The organism is Streptomyces sp. NPDC028928, assembly GCF_055564915.1.
In genome coordinates this window covers 491,957-505,434 of sequence record NZ_JBVHVI010000001.1, presented here as the reverse complement: position 1 = coordinate 505,434, position 13,478 = coordinate 491,957, and the positions used below count along the sequence as shown (strand labels likewise).

At 72.6% G+C, this 13,478-nt stretch carries 14 protein-coding genes; 8 read left to right on the top strand and 6 right to left on the bottom strand.

All coding sequences use genetic code 11. From position 1 onward, the window contains the following. The first annotated feature begins 126 nt into the window (after positions 1-126). Positions 127-1,356, top strand: coding sequence for a cytochrome P450 family protein (locus ACZ4U1_RS02265; protein ID WP_467898547.1), 1,230 nt, complete (start codon positions 127-129; stop codon positions 1,354-1,356). A 312-nt stretch (positions 1,357-1,668) separates the two neighbouring features. On the opposite strand, the gene ACZ4U1_RS02260 is transcribed toward ACZ4U1_RS02265, so the two are convergent. Then, a complete protein-coding gene (locus ACZ4U1_RS02260) occupies positions 1,669-2,415 on the bottom strand; it encodes a hypothetical protein (RefSeq protein ID WP_467898544.1) in 747 nt (248 codons plus the stop codon). Between the two features lie 351 nt (positions 2,416-2,766). Here ACZ4U1_RS02260 and ACZ4U1_RS02255 point away from each other — a divergent pair, with 351 nt between their 5' ends. The 5 genes from ACZ4U1_RS02255 (at position 2,767) to ACZ4U1_RS02235 (ending at position 6,424) form a co-directional block, all read left to right on the top strand. After that, on the top strand, positions 2,767-2,988 hold the full coding sequence (locus ACZ4U1_RS02255) for a hypothetical protein (RefSeq protein ID WP_467898541.1): 222 nt from the start codon (positions 2,767-2,769) through the stop codon (positions 2,986-2,988). A gap of 257 nt (positions 2,989-3,245) precedes the next feature. Further along, on the top strand, positions 3,246-3,926 hold the full coding sequence (locus tag ACZ4U1_RS02250) for a DUF998 domain-containing protein (RefSeq protein ID WP_467898538.1): 681 nt from the start codon (positions 3,246-3,248) through the stop codon (positions 3,924-3,926). A gap of 72 nt (positions 3,927-3,998) precedes the next feature. Beyond that, positions 3,999-4,121 (top strand): hypothetical protein, encoded by a 123-nt coding sequence (locus ACZ4U1_RS02245; RefSeq protein ID WP_467898536.1) that lies wholly within the window; start codon positions 3,999-4,001, stop codon positions 4,119-4,121. Positions 4,122-4,427: 306 nt separating this feature from the next. Then, positions 4,428-5,261, top strand: coding sequence for an MmyB family transcriptional regulator (locus ACZ4U1_RS02240; protein ID WP_467898533.1), 834 nt, complete (start codon positions 4,428-4,430; stop codon positions 5,259-5,261). 116 nt (positions 5,262-5,377) lie between these two features. Further along, entirely contained in the window at positions 5,378-6,424 is a 1,047-nt protein-coding gene (locus ACZ4U1_RS02235; RefSeq protein ID WP_467898530.1) for a beta-ketoacyl-[acyl-carrier-protein] synthase family protein, read from the top strand. Between the two features lie 445 nt (positions 6,425-6,869). Here the strand turns inward: ACZ4U1_RS02235 and ACZ4U1_RS02230 are convergent, their stop codons facing one another. The 5 genes from ACZ4U1_RS02230 to ACZ4U1_RS02210 form a co-directional block, all read right to left on the bottom strand. After that, positions 6,870-7,451 carry a hypothetical protein gene (locus tag ACZ4U1_RS02230; protein ID WP_467898528.1) on the bottom strand — a complete coding sequence of 194 codons (582 nt, stop codon included), beginning with the start codon at positions 7,449-7,451 and terminating at the stop codon, positions 6,870-6,872. 133 nt (positions 7,452-7,584) lie between these two features. Further along, a complete protein-coding gene (locus ACZ4U1_RS02225; RefSeq protein WP_467898525.1) occupies positions 7,585-8,349 on the bottom strand; it encodes an SDR family oxidoreductase in 765 nt (254 codons plus the stop codon). Between the two features lie 193 nt (positions 8,350-8,542). After that, positions 8,543-9,424: a helix-turn-helix domain-containing protein gene (locus ACZ4U1_RS02220; RefSeq protein ID WP_467898522.1), complete on the bottom strand. Its 882-nt coding sequence runs from the start codon at positions 9,422-9,424 to the stop codon at positions 8,543-8,545. Between the two features lie 91 nt (positions 9,425-9,515). Continuing rightward, the gene (locus ACZ4U1_RS02215; RefSeq protein WP_467898519.1) at positions 9,516-10,199 is read right to left on the bottom strand and encodes an ABC transporter ATP-binding protein; all 684 of its coding nucleotides are present in this window, start codon (positions 10,197-10,199) and stop codon (positions 9,516-9,518) included. After that, positions 10,196-11,284: an ABC transporter permease gene (locus tag ACZ4U1_RS02210; RefSeq protein WP_467898516.1), complete on the bottom strand. Its 1,089-nt coding sequence runs from the start codon at positions 11,282-11,284 to the stop codon at positions 10,196-10,198. The genes ACZ4U1_RS02215 and ACZ4U1_RS02210 overlap by 4 nt, the downstream gene beginning before the upstream one ends. Before the next feature lie 217 nt (positions 11,285-11,501). On the opposite strand from ACZ4U1_RS02210, the gene ACZ4U1_RS02205 reads away from it, so the two are divergent. After that, on the top strand, positions 11,502-12,725 hold the full coding sequence (locus ACZ4U1_RS02205) for a sensor histidine kinase (RefSeq protein WP_467898513.1): 1,224 nt from the start codon (positions 11,502-11,504) through the stop codon (positions 12,723-12,725). Next, positions 12,722-13,357 carry a response regulator gene (locus ACZ4U1_RS02200; RefSeq protein ID WP_467898510.1) on the top strand — a complete coding sequence of 212 codons (636 nt, stop codon included), beginning with the start codon at positions 12,722-12,724 and terminating at the stop codon, positions 13,355-13,357. The genes ACZ4U1_RS02205 and ACZ4U1_RS02200 overlap by 4 nt, the downstream gene beginning before the upstream one ends. Positions 13,358-13,478 lie beyond the last annotated feature (121 nt).

Below are 13,478 nucleotides of genomic sequence, written 5' to 3'. Positions count from 1 at the left end.
GGCCCCTGCGCGGGCCCCGGCCGTGTGGACGGGGGATGACGGCTGCGCCACCCGGCAATCTGGGAACATTCTCCTTAGGTGCCAGCAAATGGGGCATGTGTGGTCGATGCCCGCACGGGAGGCATGATGAGCCAGCAGCCAGTTCTTCTCCCCTATGCCGACCCGGCCTTCGTGGCGGATCCCTTCCCGCTCTACCGACGGCTGCGCGAGGACGGCCCGGTCCGGCGCGCGGTCCTCGCCGGCGGCCTGGACGCCTGGCTGGTCACCCGTTACGAGGACGGCCTCGCCGCGCTGTCCGACCCGCGGCTGAGCAGCGATGTCCGCGACGCCTCGGACCCACGCCTCATCCAGCAGCTGCCCCGGTTCGAACGCGAGTCGATGATGAGCAACATGCTCCGGTCCGACCCGCCCGACCACACCCGGTTGCGCCGCCTGGTGTCCAAGGCGTTCACCGCACGCCGGGTCGCCGAGCTGCGTCCCCGGATCCAGGAGATCACCGACCGGCTCCTCGACGCGGTGGTACCGGCCGGGCGGGCCGATCTGGTGGCGGACTTCGCGCTGCCGCTGCCGGTCACCGTGATCAGCGAGCTGCTCGGCGTGCCCGTGGACGACCGGCACGACTTCCAGCGGTGGACCGACGCCATGCTCGTACGCGGGGAGGAACTGCCCGACCCGGCTGTCGTCAACGAGGCCTGGCAGCGGATGCGCGCCTATCTGACGGCGCACCTCGAAGCCAAGCGCGCCCGCCCCGGAGACGATCTTCTCAGCGCGCTGATCAGCGCCCATGACGAAGAGCAGCGGCTGAATCACGACGAGCTGATCGCCATGACCTTCCTGCTGCTGGTGGCCGGATACGTCACGACGGTCAACCTGATCGGCGGCGGCATCGCCGCGCTGCTCACCCACCCCGACCAGCTGACCCTCCTGCGCGAGCACCCGGACCTGCTGCCCGACGCGATCGAGGAGTTCCTCCGCTACGACGGCCCGGTCAGCCCGGGCATCGCCCGGTTCGCCCGCGAAGACGTCGAGATCGCGGGCGTGACCGTCCCGCGCGGCGCGACCGTGCTCATCGCGTCCGCGATCGCCGACCGCGATCCGGCCCGGTTCCCCGACCCCGACCGGCTGGACATCACCCGGCGGGACAACGGCCACCTGGCCTTCGGGCACGGCATCCACTACTGCCTGGGCGCGCCACTCGCCCGGCTCGAAGGCCAGATCGCCATCGGAACCGTCCTGCGCCGCCTTCCGGACCTCGCCCTGGCGGTGCCCCCGGCGGAGCTGAGCTGGCGGCCGGGCGGTCTCCGGGGCCCGGCACGGCTTCCCGTCACCTTCACCCCCGACGGCCGGGCGGACTGACCACCGAAGGCGGCCGCCCGGCGGACGGTTCGGCGCCGCGTACGACGAGTTCGACCGGGGTGACGGGACACCCCCGGTCGTGCCGGCCGGGCCGTCGACACGGTCCAGCAGCAGGCGTACGGCACATGTCTCCCGCCTTCAGGTGCTCGGGCGGCGGGTCGGTCCGCGACAGCTCCCCCTGCACCGGGACGAGGCCCCACGTCACACCTCGTTCGGCTCTGGCCGGGGTGAAGGGGCAGGCGGCCGTCAGCACGTCATCGAGCCAGGCGGGAACGGGCGCCATGCGGCTCCCCGCCGGCCTGTGGTCAGGTCTCAGGTCTCCGGCAGCACCAGCCAGATCTCGGAGAGGGAGAGGCCGTGCTCCCGACTCACCACCCCGCAGGGGCAGCCCAAGGTGGCCCGACGCCAGTCGCAGGTCACGGTCCACGGCCCGTCCCCGCCTCCGCACCCTGGGCAGCCGACGGTTCGAGCTGCCCACACCCCCGGGCCGGGTCTGCTGTAGTGCCGGAACCTCCCCAGGTACCGGGCCTGCCAGGGCTCGACCGGCGGTGTGAGCGCGGGAGTGCCGGGTGCGCTCGTCGCGGCGAGGGCGGTGAACAGCGCGGTCAGCTCGGGAAGCAGGGCTTCGCCCGCTTCGGTCGGCGGCACCGCGCCGCCCGTCGTACCCGGCACGGTTGCGTACCTCGGGGCCGCGGCGGCCCCGGGTGGGTTCGGGGCGGCGTGCCAGGGCAGCAGGGCGCGGGCGACGGCGGCCAGAAGGGCGGCGGCAGGCGGACTGACGGCACCGGCGTCGAGGTGGTGGACGGTGGTCCGGAGGATGCGTTGGAGCCGCCTGTCCCGGTCCGTCGCCCGGGTCCGCGTCGCCGGGCCCCGCCGGGCCGGGAGCGGGGCGGTGAGGCGGGCGAGGACGGCCCCGGCCGCCCCGGCGTCCGCCGGGGACAGGCGCCACTCGCCCGCGGCGAGGAACTGCCGGGCTCGGCCGGACTCCAGGGTGAGAGCGCGCGTGTGCAGGGGGAGGGGGCTCGGTGCCGCCATCGGCTCTCCGTGCGTGCCTGCCATCGCATCCCCCTTTCTCGCCCCCATCGGGGGCACGGCAATTCTCGCAGGACGTACCCCGCTCGCCCCCGCCGTGCGGCTGTGCGATCGACTGGGGCAGACCTTTCGAGCGTCCGGGCTGAGAACCGGGTCGGTGAGAAGACGGCGAGTGCCGCCGAGACGCTGGACAACTCCCTTGCTGTCTACGGACCTTCGGTCTCTGTTCGATGCGTTTCAGCCCATTGCCCGGCACTCCCGGCTCCGTCACTCTGGTCGTCCGCACCGGCCGCGCCATGGACCGGGCTCGGCCCCCGCTTCCCGCCCGGCCCCGGAAGCGACCTCCTCTTCGGGCTTGGCGTCGGGATCGCCAACGCGGTGGCCGTGGGCCTGGCCTTCGGTTTCCTGCGCGCCGCGTACGGGCGGTACACCGTCGCCCGCACCTGGCCGGCACTGCGCGGCGACCGCCTTCCCAGGCATCTGATGAGCTTCCTCGCCGAGGCACACCAGCGCGGGGTGCTACGGCAGAACGGCGCGCACTACGAGTTCGCCCACCAGGATGTGCAGGAGCACCTCGCCAGCGATCCGGCATCCTCGTGAGAACCATGTTCAGGGCGGCGACCACCGACGACGGCCTGGCCCTCGACCGGTTGCGTCGACTTCCCCAGGCGCAAGACGGTGGGGCACGCGCCGGCGGCGTGGGTCCCCATGCTCGATCCCGTGTCCGCGGCGGACCTGTACCCCGCCGGGCTCGGTAGGGTCTGCCCCACCTCGCGCCGGGGGGCTTGTCGGAGTGCCTGTGGTCAGCGGCGCGTGATCCGCTGTTCGCACGTGATCGTGCGACAGAAGGCGGACAGGTGAAGACTCGGATCGGATACGCCGTGTGGGTCGCAGGTGTGGTGCAGTTCTTCGCGGCCCATGTGATCGTGGAGTCGGCCTGGAGCAGGCCGTACAGGTGGGCGCGGAACAACATCAGCGACTTGGGCAACGCTCACTGCGCCCTGCAGTCGCAGCCCGAGCCCCGTTACGTCTGCTCGCCCGAACACGGCCTGATGAACGCCTCGTTCACCACGTTGGGAGTGCTCCTCCTGGTCGGCGTCCTCCTCACCGGGGCCGGGTGGCGCCGGGGCGCCACCGCCCTCGCGGCCCGGGGGCTGCTGGCCTGCGCCGGCGTGGGCTTCGTGTTGGTCGGTCTGGCGCCCGCGGACGTCCAGGAGAACCGGCATGTGCTTGGCGCGGCGCTCATCATGGCTCTGGGCAACCTCGGTCTCGTGCTGGCGGGCGTAGGCCTGGCGGACGACGTACCGGGTCCGCTGCGGCGGGCGACCAGCCTGCTGGGAGCCACGGCGATCACGGCCTTCGGGCTCTTCCTCTCCCACCACTATCTCGGACTCGGGATGGGAGGCATGGAGCGGGTGGCGGTGTTCCCCATCCTGGTATGGGCACTTGCGGTCGGGGTCCGTGGCCTGTTCCGCCAGGCGACGCGTGTGCAGGACGCGCCGCCGCGTGAGCACCGTGCGCAGGCCGTCCACAGGTGATGCGGCGTCCTGCGGTCGCGTCGTTCGCGGCCTGGTCGCGGCCTGGTCGCGGACGAGTCGGCGGCTGCGGCGGTGGCCGACGCGGAGGAGGCGCCGCGCGGCGGCACCGGACGGCCGGTGCCGAGGCCCCTGGAGTGGGGCGAGGGGGCACCGGCCGTGGCCTGGCTGCCGGGGACGCGAGACCTGGAGTGCTGACGGGTTCCCAGGCGCCGTACCCGCGATTCCCGCTTGCGGGAAACGGCACCGGAAACCGGCGGCAAAACCGGTTCGCCCCGGTCTCCCGCTCGCGGACAGCAGTCGGCGTCTCCAGCATTGCCGATGCGCACCCGCGAGGGGTGCACGAGATCACTGATGACCGCACGTGCCGGCCGGCGACCCCGCGTCACCGAGCATGCAGCACACAATCAGTCGATATCTAGGGCCAATCTTTTACAGCAAAACCGCATGACACTAATTACACTGACCCGGAGTCAGCACAAGCCCCCGGGGGACAACGCGCCAGTGAACCGCCAAGCACTGAAAAAGCTTCTCAAAGACCGCCGTGCTCTCATATCCCCCGAATCCCACGGTCTCTCCCGCCCCACCGGCCGAGGGCGCCGCGCCCCGGGTCTGTCCCAGGGGCAGGTCGACGAACTCCTCGGCTACGCCGACCGCACGTACCAGCGCCTGGAGTCCGGCAACTACCCCCACCCTCCGGTCGACCTCCTCCGTGACGTCGCGCGCCTCTACGGCATGAACGAGCAGGAGTGGGTCAGCCTCTGCCGGTACGCCCGGGGCGAGGACCCGCCCGGCCCCCTCTACGACACCTCGGGCCACGCCCTCCCGGCGGCCTGGGCCGACGCCGTCGCCGGCATCACGTACCCGGCGTACGTCACCGACGCCTCCTGGAACCTCGTCACCTGCAACGACCGCTTCCACGCCCTGTTCGAGGGCGGCCGGGCCCCCGCCAACACCATGCGGTGGATGCTCCTGGACGGGCGTGACCAGCTCATCGAGTGGGACACGGCGTGGGCGCCGCTGGTGATGCCGCAGCTGCAGGCCGCGCTCGCCCAGCGCCCCGAGGACAAGGTGCTCCGGCAGATCGAGGCCGACGTCCTAGCCGACCCCGTCGGACGACTCCTGTACGAGAAGGGCGGCGCCTCCATCCACCCCGACGGTGACGAGCGTCCGATCCGGCACGCGGTCGAGGGACCGGGCTGGGTGACGATGTGTGTGGCGCAGCCGCTCGCGGCGCCCGGGTCCCGGTGCATGATCCTCGTTTTTCGGCCGGGTCCGCGGCGGGCCGGAACCCGGCCGCGCATGTTGCAGGCACAGGGAGCGCCTCTGGACGTCTGAATTTGCCCCTCTTTGGTGCTCGACCAGCACTATTTCGGGGACGGTGAAGGAAACGAACCAGCCAACTTTGCCGTACCTTGACCTAATCAGGTCGCAGCGCCTCCAGGGGGGAACTCATGCCCGCTCATATCGCCCGCCCCAGCACCGTCCTTGCCCCGCACAAAATCACCACGGACGAGATAGCAGACGACATCCGGACCCATCACCCCGACCATCCGCGCCTCCGCGCGATCATTCGCGTCATTCACAACTGCGGCGTGGACACCCGCTACTTCACCCAGCCGCTGGACACTCCCACCGTCAACGGCACCGCGGACATCGGCGAACGCGCCACCCGTGCCTTCGACGACGGCCTCGCCATGGCCGAACAGGCCGCCCGTGCCACCCTTCACCGACACGGACTCCAGCCCGGCGACATCACCGGCCTCATCACCACCCACGCCACCGGCTGGGCCGTCCCCAACCTCGACATCCACCTGATGGCCCGGCTCGGTCTACGGCCCACCATCCGCCGTACGGCCCTGACGACCGTTGCCTGCGCCGGCGGGGCCCACGCCCTCATCCGGGCCGTGGAGCAGGCCCTCCTCCATCCCGGATCCCGCGTCCTCGTCGTCGCCGCGGAAGTCCTGTCCACCGCCTACAACCACGCCGACACCGAGATCGAGCACATGATCTACAAGGCGTTGTTCGGCGACAGCGGAGCCGCCACCATCGTCTCCAGCGAGCCGCTCGGTCCCGGCCTCACCGTCGACGCCGACGGGGTCTTCGAGTACGCCCTGCCCGACAGCCTCACCATGTACGCCGGCCGCATCGACAGCACGGGACTGCACTTCGACAGCACGAAACAGGCCACCGGCGGAGCCAGACACGTCATGCCCACCGTCCTCGACTGGCTCGCCGGCCGCCCCGTCGACGTGCCCGTCATCCACCCCGGGTCGAAGCCCATCATCCTCGACACCGCCACCGCCCTCGGCCTGACCGAAACCGACGCCCGGCACTCCGTCGACACCCTCGCCGAAGAGGGCAACCTCGGTGGCGTATCGGTTCTCCGCGTCCTCGAACGCACCCACGGCCGGCCCCCGGCCGACGGTGAGAGCGCGCTGATGGTCGCCTACGGGCCCGGGTTCTCCGTCTCCGCCCTCCACGGCACCTGGCAGAACTAGCCCGGGCCACGCAGGGCCTCCCCCTCCTCCCGGGGGGAGCCCTGCGCCGCCCCTGCCGGGGAGCGGCCCTAGCGGCGCAGCGCCGCCAGGTTGCGGTAGCCGACGGCCGCGTGCTCCAGGGACCGGGCCGGGTTGCTCGCGCTCGGCGCGTTGTCCTGCTCGGCCATCGGGTTGGGGGAGTGGCAGTGGCCACGCACGAGAAGAACGCCGCGTAGTCGATGACCCCGGTGCCGTACTCGCGCCGGATCGCCTTCAGCGCCACGGGCTGTCCGCCGCGGGTGCGGGAGAGGTAGACGGTGGCCAGGCCCGCCTCCCCGATGCGGGCCGGCAGCCGGTAGCCGGCGATCTCCCGGGGGTTCTCGGCCCTCAGCTGCTCACCTGCCATGCCCGCCGCCATGCGGACCACGCCCCTCTCCTGACAGGGGGAGCGGGGCCCGTTCGGTTCTCAGTGGCCGGCCGGTGGCTCGAAGCAGTCCGTCTCCGGGTAGGGGCCGTTGGTCGACACCTGGTAGTTGGTCTTCTGCACGAACGCCGTGACGCAGGCGTCGTCATGGACGCGCAGGCCCACCCGCGCACCCTCGGGCCGGACCTCCCGGCCGTTCACGAAACGCGAGTTCATCGGTTCGACCCGCAGCGGGCTGCCGTAGCCGAGCCCGAGCAGCGCCGCGCGCACCGTCTTCGGGTCCCACTTCCCTTGCTGCCAGAGCCGCTTGAGCACCGGTTCGATGCGCTCGGCCTCCCGCTGGGCGTCCTTGGCGCTCGCGGCGGACATGTCGCCCGGGATACGGAAGCCGTTGTTCTCGCGGTAGTGAGGGGCGCCTTCACCGGCACCGGGCTCCACGTAGGGAGACCCCACGGAGGGGCTCGGGGTGGTTCCGGTTCCCTCGGCCGCGGCCCCGCCGGTCGCTCCCGCCGACGGGCGCTCCGTGCCGCAAGCGCCCAGCGACAACACCGCGAGGACGGTCAGGGCGGCCGCCACAGCCGCCGTGCCGCGCTGTCCGGCCGCCCCGAACACGCCCTCTTCCACGTTTGCCTCCCGCACCTCTGCGCCCCCCACTCCGAGGCCGAGCCCACGGTACGAGCCGCCCCCCGCCGTGTCGTGAGTACCCGTACTCACTTCGACCCCGGTCCGCGCGGACGGGAGCAGGCCTCACCGCCGGTCAGCGCGTGGTGTAGCCGCCGTTGAGGAAGAGCGTCTGGCCGTTGGCCCACCAGCCGTCGGTCAGCAGGTGCCTCACCCACGGCACGATGTCCTCGATCTTGGTGAGGTCGCCGTTCATGGCGGAGGACTTGTGGTAGGCGACGGACTCTTCGTCTTCGGCGGGGTAGAAGAACGAGGTGTCCATCGGCCCCGGGGCGATGTTGTTGACCGAGATGTTCCGGCCGTACAGCTCCTTCGACAGAGCCCGGGTGAAGTGCTCGACCGGCGCCTTGCTGCCCGCGTACGCCGAGTACAGGCCGGTGTACGCGGCGAGCAGCGAGGTGACGATCGTGATGATCTTCCCGCCGTCCTCGATCCGGCGTGCGGCCTCGCGCATCACGAAGAACGCGGCCTTGGAGTTGACCGCGAACATCCGGTCGTACTCCTCCTCCGTGATCTCGGTGAGCGGCTTCTTCAGCACCATGCCGGCGGTGTTGATGCTGTAGTCGAGCTTGCCGAACCGGTTCACGACGTCGTCGAAGACCCGCTCCACCTCGGCCACGCGGGTCAGGTCGCCCTGGATCGCGAACGCCTCGCCCGGCCCCTGGTTGATCTGGGCGACCACGTCCTCGGCCTTGGACCGGGAGGAGTCGCTGTTGTAGTGCACCGCGACCAGCGCGCCTTCCGCGCCGAGGGTGGTGCTGATCAGCCCGCCGAGGTTGCGGGACGCGCCGCCCACGAAGGCGACCTTGCCTGCGAGTGTCTTGTCCGGGGTGTTGACCATGACGGCCTCCTACGGTGTGCCGAACGGGGACGGCACGGCCTGGGCGGACACCCGGGCCGTGACACGTCCAGCAGCTTCACCGCAGCAGGGGCCGTAGATCTTGAACGATCCGACCACCGCTGGAACGAACCGCTCACCACGTCGAGCACGGGCCGTCAGCGTCGGCCGCTCCCGCCGGTGCCGGCCGCTGTCCTCAGCGTCGGCCGCCGCCGTCGGCGTCCCGCAGCATCCGTGGGGTGGTCCCCTCGTAACGCCGCATCGTCCGGGTCAGATGGCTCTGGTCGGAGAAACCCGCCTCCGTCGCGATCTCCGCGATGGGCCTGTCGGTCCGCATCAGTTCACGCCGTGCGTGGTCGAGGCGCCGCTGTGTCAGGTACTGGTGCGGTGACTGGCCGGTCGACGTCCTGAAGGCGCGGGTGAAGTGGGACTCGCTGACCCCCGCCACCGCCGCCAGATCCGCCAGCGTGACCCGCCGGGACAGATTCGCGTGCATGAAGTCCACGACCTCGGTCAGCCGACGCGGTGACAGCCCGCCCTCACGGACCGGCACGCTGCCGCCTTCGCCCGCGACACGCAGCATCATCGCGGCGGCGGCCTGCGCCAGCGACTGCGCGTACAGCAGGTCGGCCGGGCCGGGGCCCGTGTACTCGGCCACCAGCCGCTCCAGCAGCATCCTGAGCAGCGGATCGGTGAAGTGGAACCGCGGGACCAGCTCGACCCGGCCCGTGGCCCCGCTCTCGGCCGCCAGCTTCTCCAGCCACGCCGGATCGATGCCGAGCAGCAGCAGCTCCACGTCGTCCTGCCAGCGGGGCCGCGATGCCCATCCCGCGGGATTGACCAGGGCCTCACCGGCGTGGAACCGCTCACGCCGGGCGGTTCCGTCCGCCGACCAGCGCAGATCCGCCGACCTCCCGGTATGCACGACGAGGACGTGCACCGGCGGGCCGACCGGCAGCGGCGCTACGTCGGACACCCCCGCCGCGCGTTCCAGCGCCCGCTCGGCCACCACATGCCCGAGGTCGGACCCGCTGCCGTACAGACACCGCAGGTGAGGCTTGATGCGCGAAACACTCACCCCACCAGTATCCGGTCCCCGGGCACCGGCGGCTCGCGCGACGCCTCGGCGCCGGCGGGCCGGTGCGGATGCGCGGCGACCGCGCGCCGCCTCACCCCGCGCCCGCCGACGGGCGGAGGCGTCCGTCGTGGACTTCGGCGATCCGGTCCGCGGCGGTGAGGTGGGCGCGGTCGTGGGTGACCAGCACCGTGGCGGTGGCCCGCCGGCGGGTGAGGCGGGCGATCAGGTCGATGACGGCGGCGCCGCGCTCGTGGTCGAGGGCGCTGGTCGGCTCGTCGACCAGCAGCACCGTCGGGTCGTTCATCAGGGCGCGGGCGATGTTGACGCGCTGGCGCTGCCCTCCGGAGAGCTGGTGCGGGCGGCGGTGCGCGTGGTCGGCGAGGCCGACGGCGTCGAGCAGGTCCATGGCCCGGCCGCGGACCCCGGCGGGGGATCGGCCGTCGATGTGGGCCATGACCTGGAGTTGTTCGGCGGCGGTGAGGGACGGGAGCAGATGCGGCTGCTGGAAGACGATGCCGATCTTGTGGCGGCGCAGGTCGGTGAGGTCGCCGCGGGTCATGCCGGTGGTGGTGGTCCCGTCGATGGTGACGGTGCCGGCGTCCGGGGCGACGAGGGTCGCGGCGACGGCCAGCAGGCTGGACTTGCCCGAGCCGGAGGGGCCGACGACCGCGGTCAGGCTGCCCCGGGGAACGTCCAGGGTGACGTGGTCGAGGGCGGTCAGGCGCTCCTCGCCGTCGGGGTAGGTGAGGGTGATGTCGGACAGCTGCAGGCTCATCGGGCGCTCCCCAGGGCGGTCAGCGGGTCGACGGAGGTGATGCGGCGGATGGCCAGGGCGGCCCCGACCGCGCCGAGCAGGATCGTCACGGCGGCCGGTACGAGGACGGTGGCGGGCGTCAGGACGAAGGGCACCGGCGAGTCGGAGAGAAAGGCGCCGACGGCGGCGGCGACGGCGGTGCCGAGCAGGGTGCCGCCGGTGAGCAGGACGACCGCCTGCCCGAGGGCGTCTCTCAGCAGGTGTGCGGTGGAGGCGCCGAGGGCCTTCAGGACGGCGACGTCGCTGCCGCGCTGGACGGTCCACACGGTGAAGAAGGCGCCGATGACCAGGGCGGAGATGACGAACAGCAAGCCGCGCATGAGCTGCAGGGAGCCGTTCTCGGAGGCGTAGGAGCCGATGGCCGGCAGCGAGTCCGCCTTCGGGACCGTCCTCGTGCCCGCGGCCTCGTCGGCGGCCTGCACGTCGACGGCCGAGGTGGTATTCAGAGCGATCACGGTCGCGGTCGGAACCTCGCCGCCGCCGGTGGGGGGCGCGGTCTTCCGCCAGACGTCCAGGCTGGTCCAGATGACCGGGGTGTGGCTGAACGAGGCATCGCCCTGGACGGCGGCCACCGTCAGCCGCTGCCCGGCCAGGGTGACGTCGTCGCCGGGCTTCAGACCGAGCGCTTGGGCGGCCGGAACCGACAGCACCACCGCGCGCTCCTTGATCTTGGCGCCGGCGGGGGCGAGTCGGGAGCCTGGCTCCACGCCGAAGGCGGAGACCCCGGCGCTGTGGTCACCGGCGGTGGCCCTGGTCGTCGTGATGCCCAGCGGCTCGGCGCCGGTGACGCCGGGAGTCCTGGCCCACCGCTGCCACTGTCCCTCGGTGACGGTGGAGTCGCCGTACGACAGCTCCTGACCGTCACCGGGCGCGGCGAAGGCGATCCGGTCGGCGGGCAGGCCGTTGATCGCGGAGATGTTCTGCCGGCCCAGCCCGGCGGTCAGTCCGGACAGCAGCCCGACCAGCAGGGTGATCAGCACGATGACGGTTCCCATCAGGGCGAACCGCCCCTTGGCGAACTTCAGATCTCTCCAGGCGACGAACACGGCCTCGGCCTGTCCTTTCCGGGGTGGAAACGGAGCGCTCCCCAGCGGGGGAGCGGGATGCTCTCCGCTGGTGGAAGCGGAGTGCCTCCACCCTCGCCGCCGCTCCCAGCGCGGGCGTCCGGCGACGGACGGCAGTTCTCGGATCGGAAGGCGACCTGCGGGTTCCAACTTTCGATGGAGGCCACCAGGAGGTCTCCATCCTTAGGCTGGAAGGACTGTGAACACCACCACCGTCCCCGCCCCGACCCCGACCACCCGTGCCCTGGCCTGGTGCCTGCACCTGCTGACCGTCGGTCTGCTCGCCCTGGCCGGCGTCCGGGCCGTGGCCGACGGGCGACCGCACGCCGGGCTGATCGTCGCCGTGGCGGCGGTGTGCGGGCTGGTGTACGCGGCCGGGCCGCTGCTGCCCCGGATCCGCCGCTCCCGGCGGGCCGCCGCCTGGTGGCTGGCCGCCGTGGGTGCCGTATGGCTGGTGCTGCTGGCGCTGACCGCGGACGGGGTGTGGGTCGCCTTCCCGCTGTACTTCCTCCAGCTCCACCTGCTGTCCCGCCGCACCGCCCTGCCCGCCGTGGCGGTGACCGCGCTCGCCGCGATCGCCGCCTTCGCCGCTCACCAGGGTTCCTTCAGCCCGGCCATGGCCATCGGTCCCGCGCTGGGGGCCGCCGTCGCCGTCGCGGTGGTGTGGGGGTACGACGCCCTGTACCGCGAGAGCGAACAGCGCAGACGCCTGATCCAGGAGCTGACCGCCACGCGCGCCGACCTGGCCGAGGCCCAGCACACCGCCGGTGTCCTGGCCGAACGTGAACGTCTGGCCCGGGAGATCCACGACACCCTCGCCCAGGGCCTGTCCAGCATCCAGCTGCTGCTGCGTGCCGCCGAACGCGCCCTCCCCGACCGGCCCGACGCCGCCACCCGCCACGTGGAGGCGGCCCGCCAGGCCGCCGTGGACAATCTCGCCGAGGCCCGCCGCTTCGTCGCCGCCCTCACCCCGCCCGCCCTGGACGGCACCACGCTGGCCGACGCCCTGGAACGCCTCTGCGACACCACCGGCACCCGCCACCGGCTCACCGCACGCTTCCACCTCACCGGCGACCCGGCCCCGCTCCCGACCGAACACGAGGTCGCCCTGCTGCGCATCGCCCAGTCCGCCGTCGCGAACACCGTCCGCCACGCCCGCGCCACCACCGCCGATATCACGCTCAGCTACCTCGGAGACCAGGTCGCCCTCGACATCGTCGACGACGGCACCGGCTTCGACCCCGGCCGACTGCCCGCCCCCGGCCCCGAGAGCGGCGGCTTCGGCCTCGCCGCCATGCGCACCCGTGTGCACACGCTCGGCGGGACCCTGACCCTCGAATCCGCCCCCGGCCACGGCACCGCCCTGGCCGCCCGGCTGCCCCTGACCCCGCCCAGCGAGACCGAACCCGAGGCCCGCCCGTGACCGACACCCCCATCCGTCTCCTCCTGGCCGACGACCACCCCGTGGTCCGCGCCGGACTGCGCGCCGTACTGGAGACGGAACCCGGCCTCGCGGTGACCGCGGAAGCCGCCACCGCCGAGCAGGCCGTCGACCGCGCCGCCCAGGGCGACATCGACGTCGTACTCATGGACCTGCAGTTCGGCAAGGGCATGAACGGCGCCGAGGCCACCGCCCGGATCACCGCCCGCCCGGGCGCCCCGCGCGTGCTGATCGTCACCACGTACGACTCCGACGCCGACACACTGCCCGCCATCGAGGCCGGCGCCACCGGCTACCTCCTCAAGGACGCCCCTCCCGAGGACCTGGCCGCCGCCGTGCGCACCGCCGCCGCCGGACGCACCACCCTGGCCCCGGCCGTCGCCGAACGCCTCATGAACCGGCTGCGCACACCCGGCACCGCCCTGACCCGGCGCGAGACGGAAGTCCTCGCCCTGGTCGCCGAGGGCCTGTCCAACCAGGCCGTCGGCCGCCGCCTCCACCTCACCGAGGGCACGGTCAAATCCCACCTGGCCCGGATCTACACCAAGCTCGCCGTCGACTCCCGCACCGCCGCCGTCGCCACCGCCGCCCAGCTCGGCCTCATCCGCCGCTGACGCCGATACCGGGCGCGTCCGCGCCGGAGAGCACCGCTAGGCCGACCCGCGCCGCGCGCTCGCCCCGGAGGCACCGGCGCCGGGCGCCGACCACCACCACGTCATGGCTGCCCGGTGGGAC

Excerpts from the sequence above, each read along its gene's own strand:
- ACZ4U1_RS02265 (WP_467898547.1), top strand. The coding sequence starts at position 127 with ATGAGCCAGCAGCCAGTTCTTCTCCCCTATGCCGACCCGGCCTTCGTG.
- ACZ4U1_RS02260 (WP_467898544.1), bottom strand. The coding sequence starts at position 2,415 with ATGGCAGGCACGCACGGAGAGCCGATGGCGGCACCGAGCCCCCTCCCC.
- ACZ4U1_RS02235 (WP_467898530.1), top strand. The coding sequence starts at position 5,378 with ATGCCCGCTCATATCGCCCGCCCCAGCACCGTCCTTGCCCCGCACAAA.
- ACZ4U1_RS02225 (WP_467898525.1), bottom strand. The coding sequence starts at position 8,349 with ATGGTCAACACCCCGGACAAGACACTCGCAGGCAAGGTCGCCTTCGTG.
- ACZ4U1_RS02215 (WP_467898519.1), bottom strand. The coding sequence starts at position 10,199 with ATGAGCCTGCAGCTGTCCGACATCACCCTCACCTACCCCGACGGCGAG.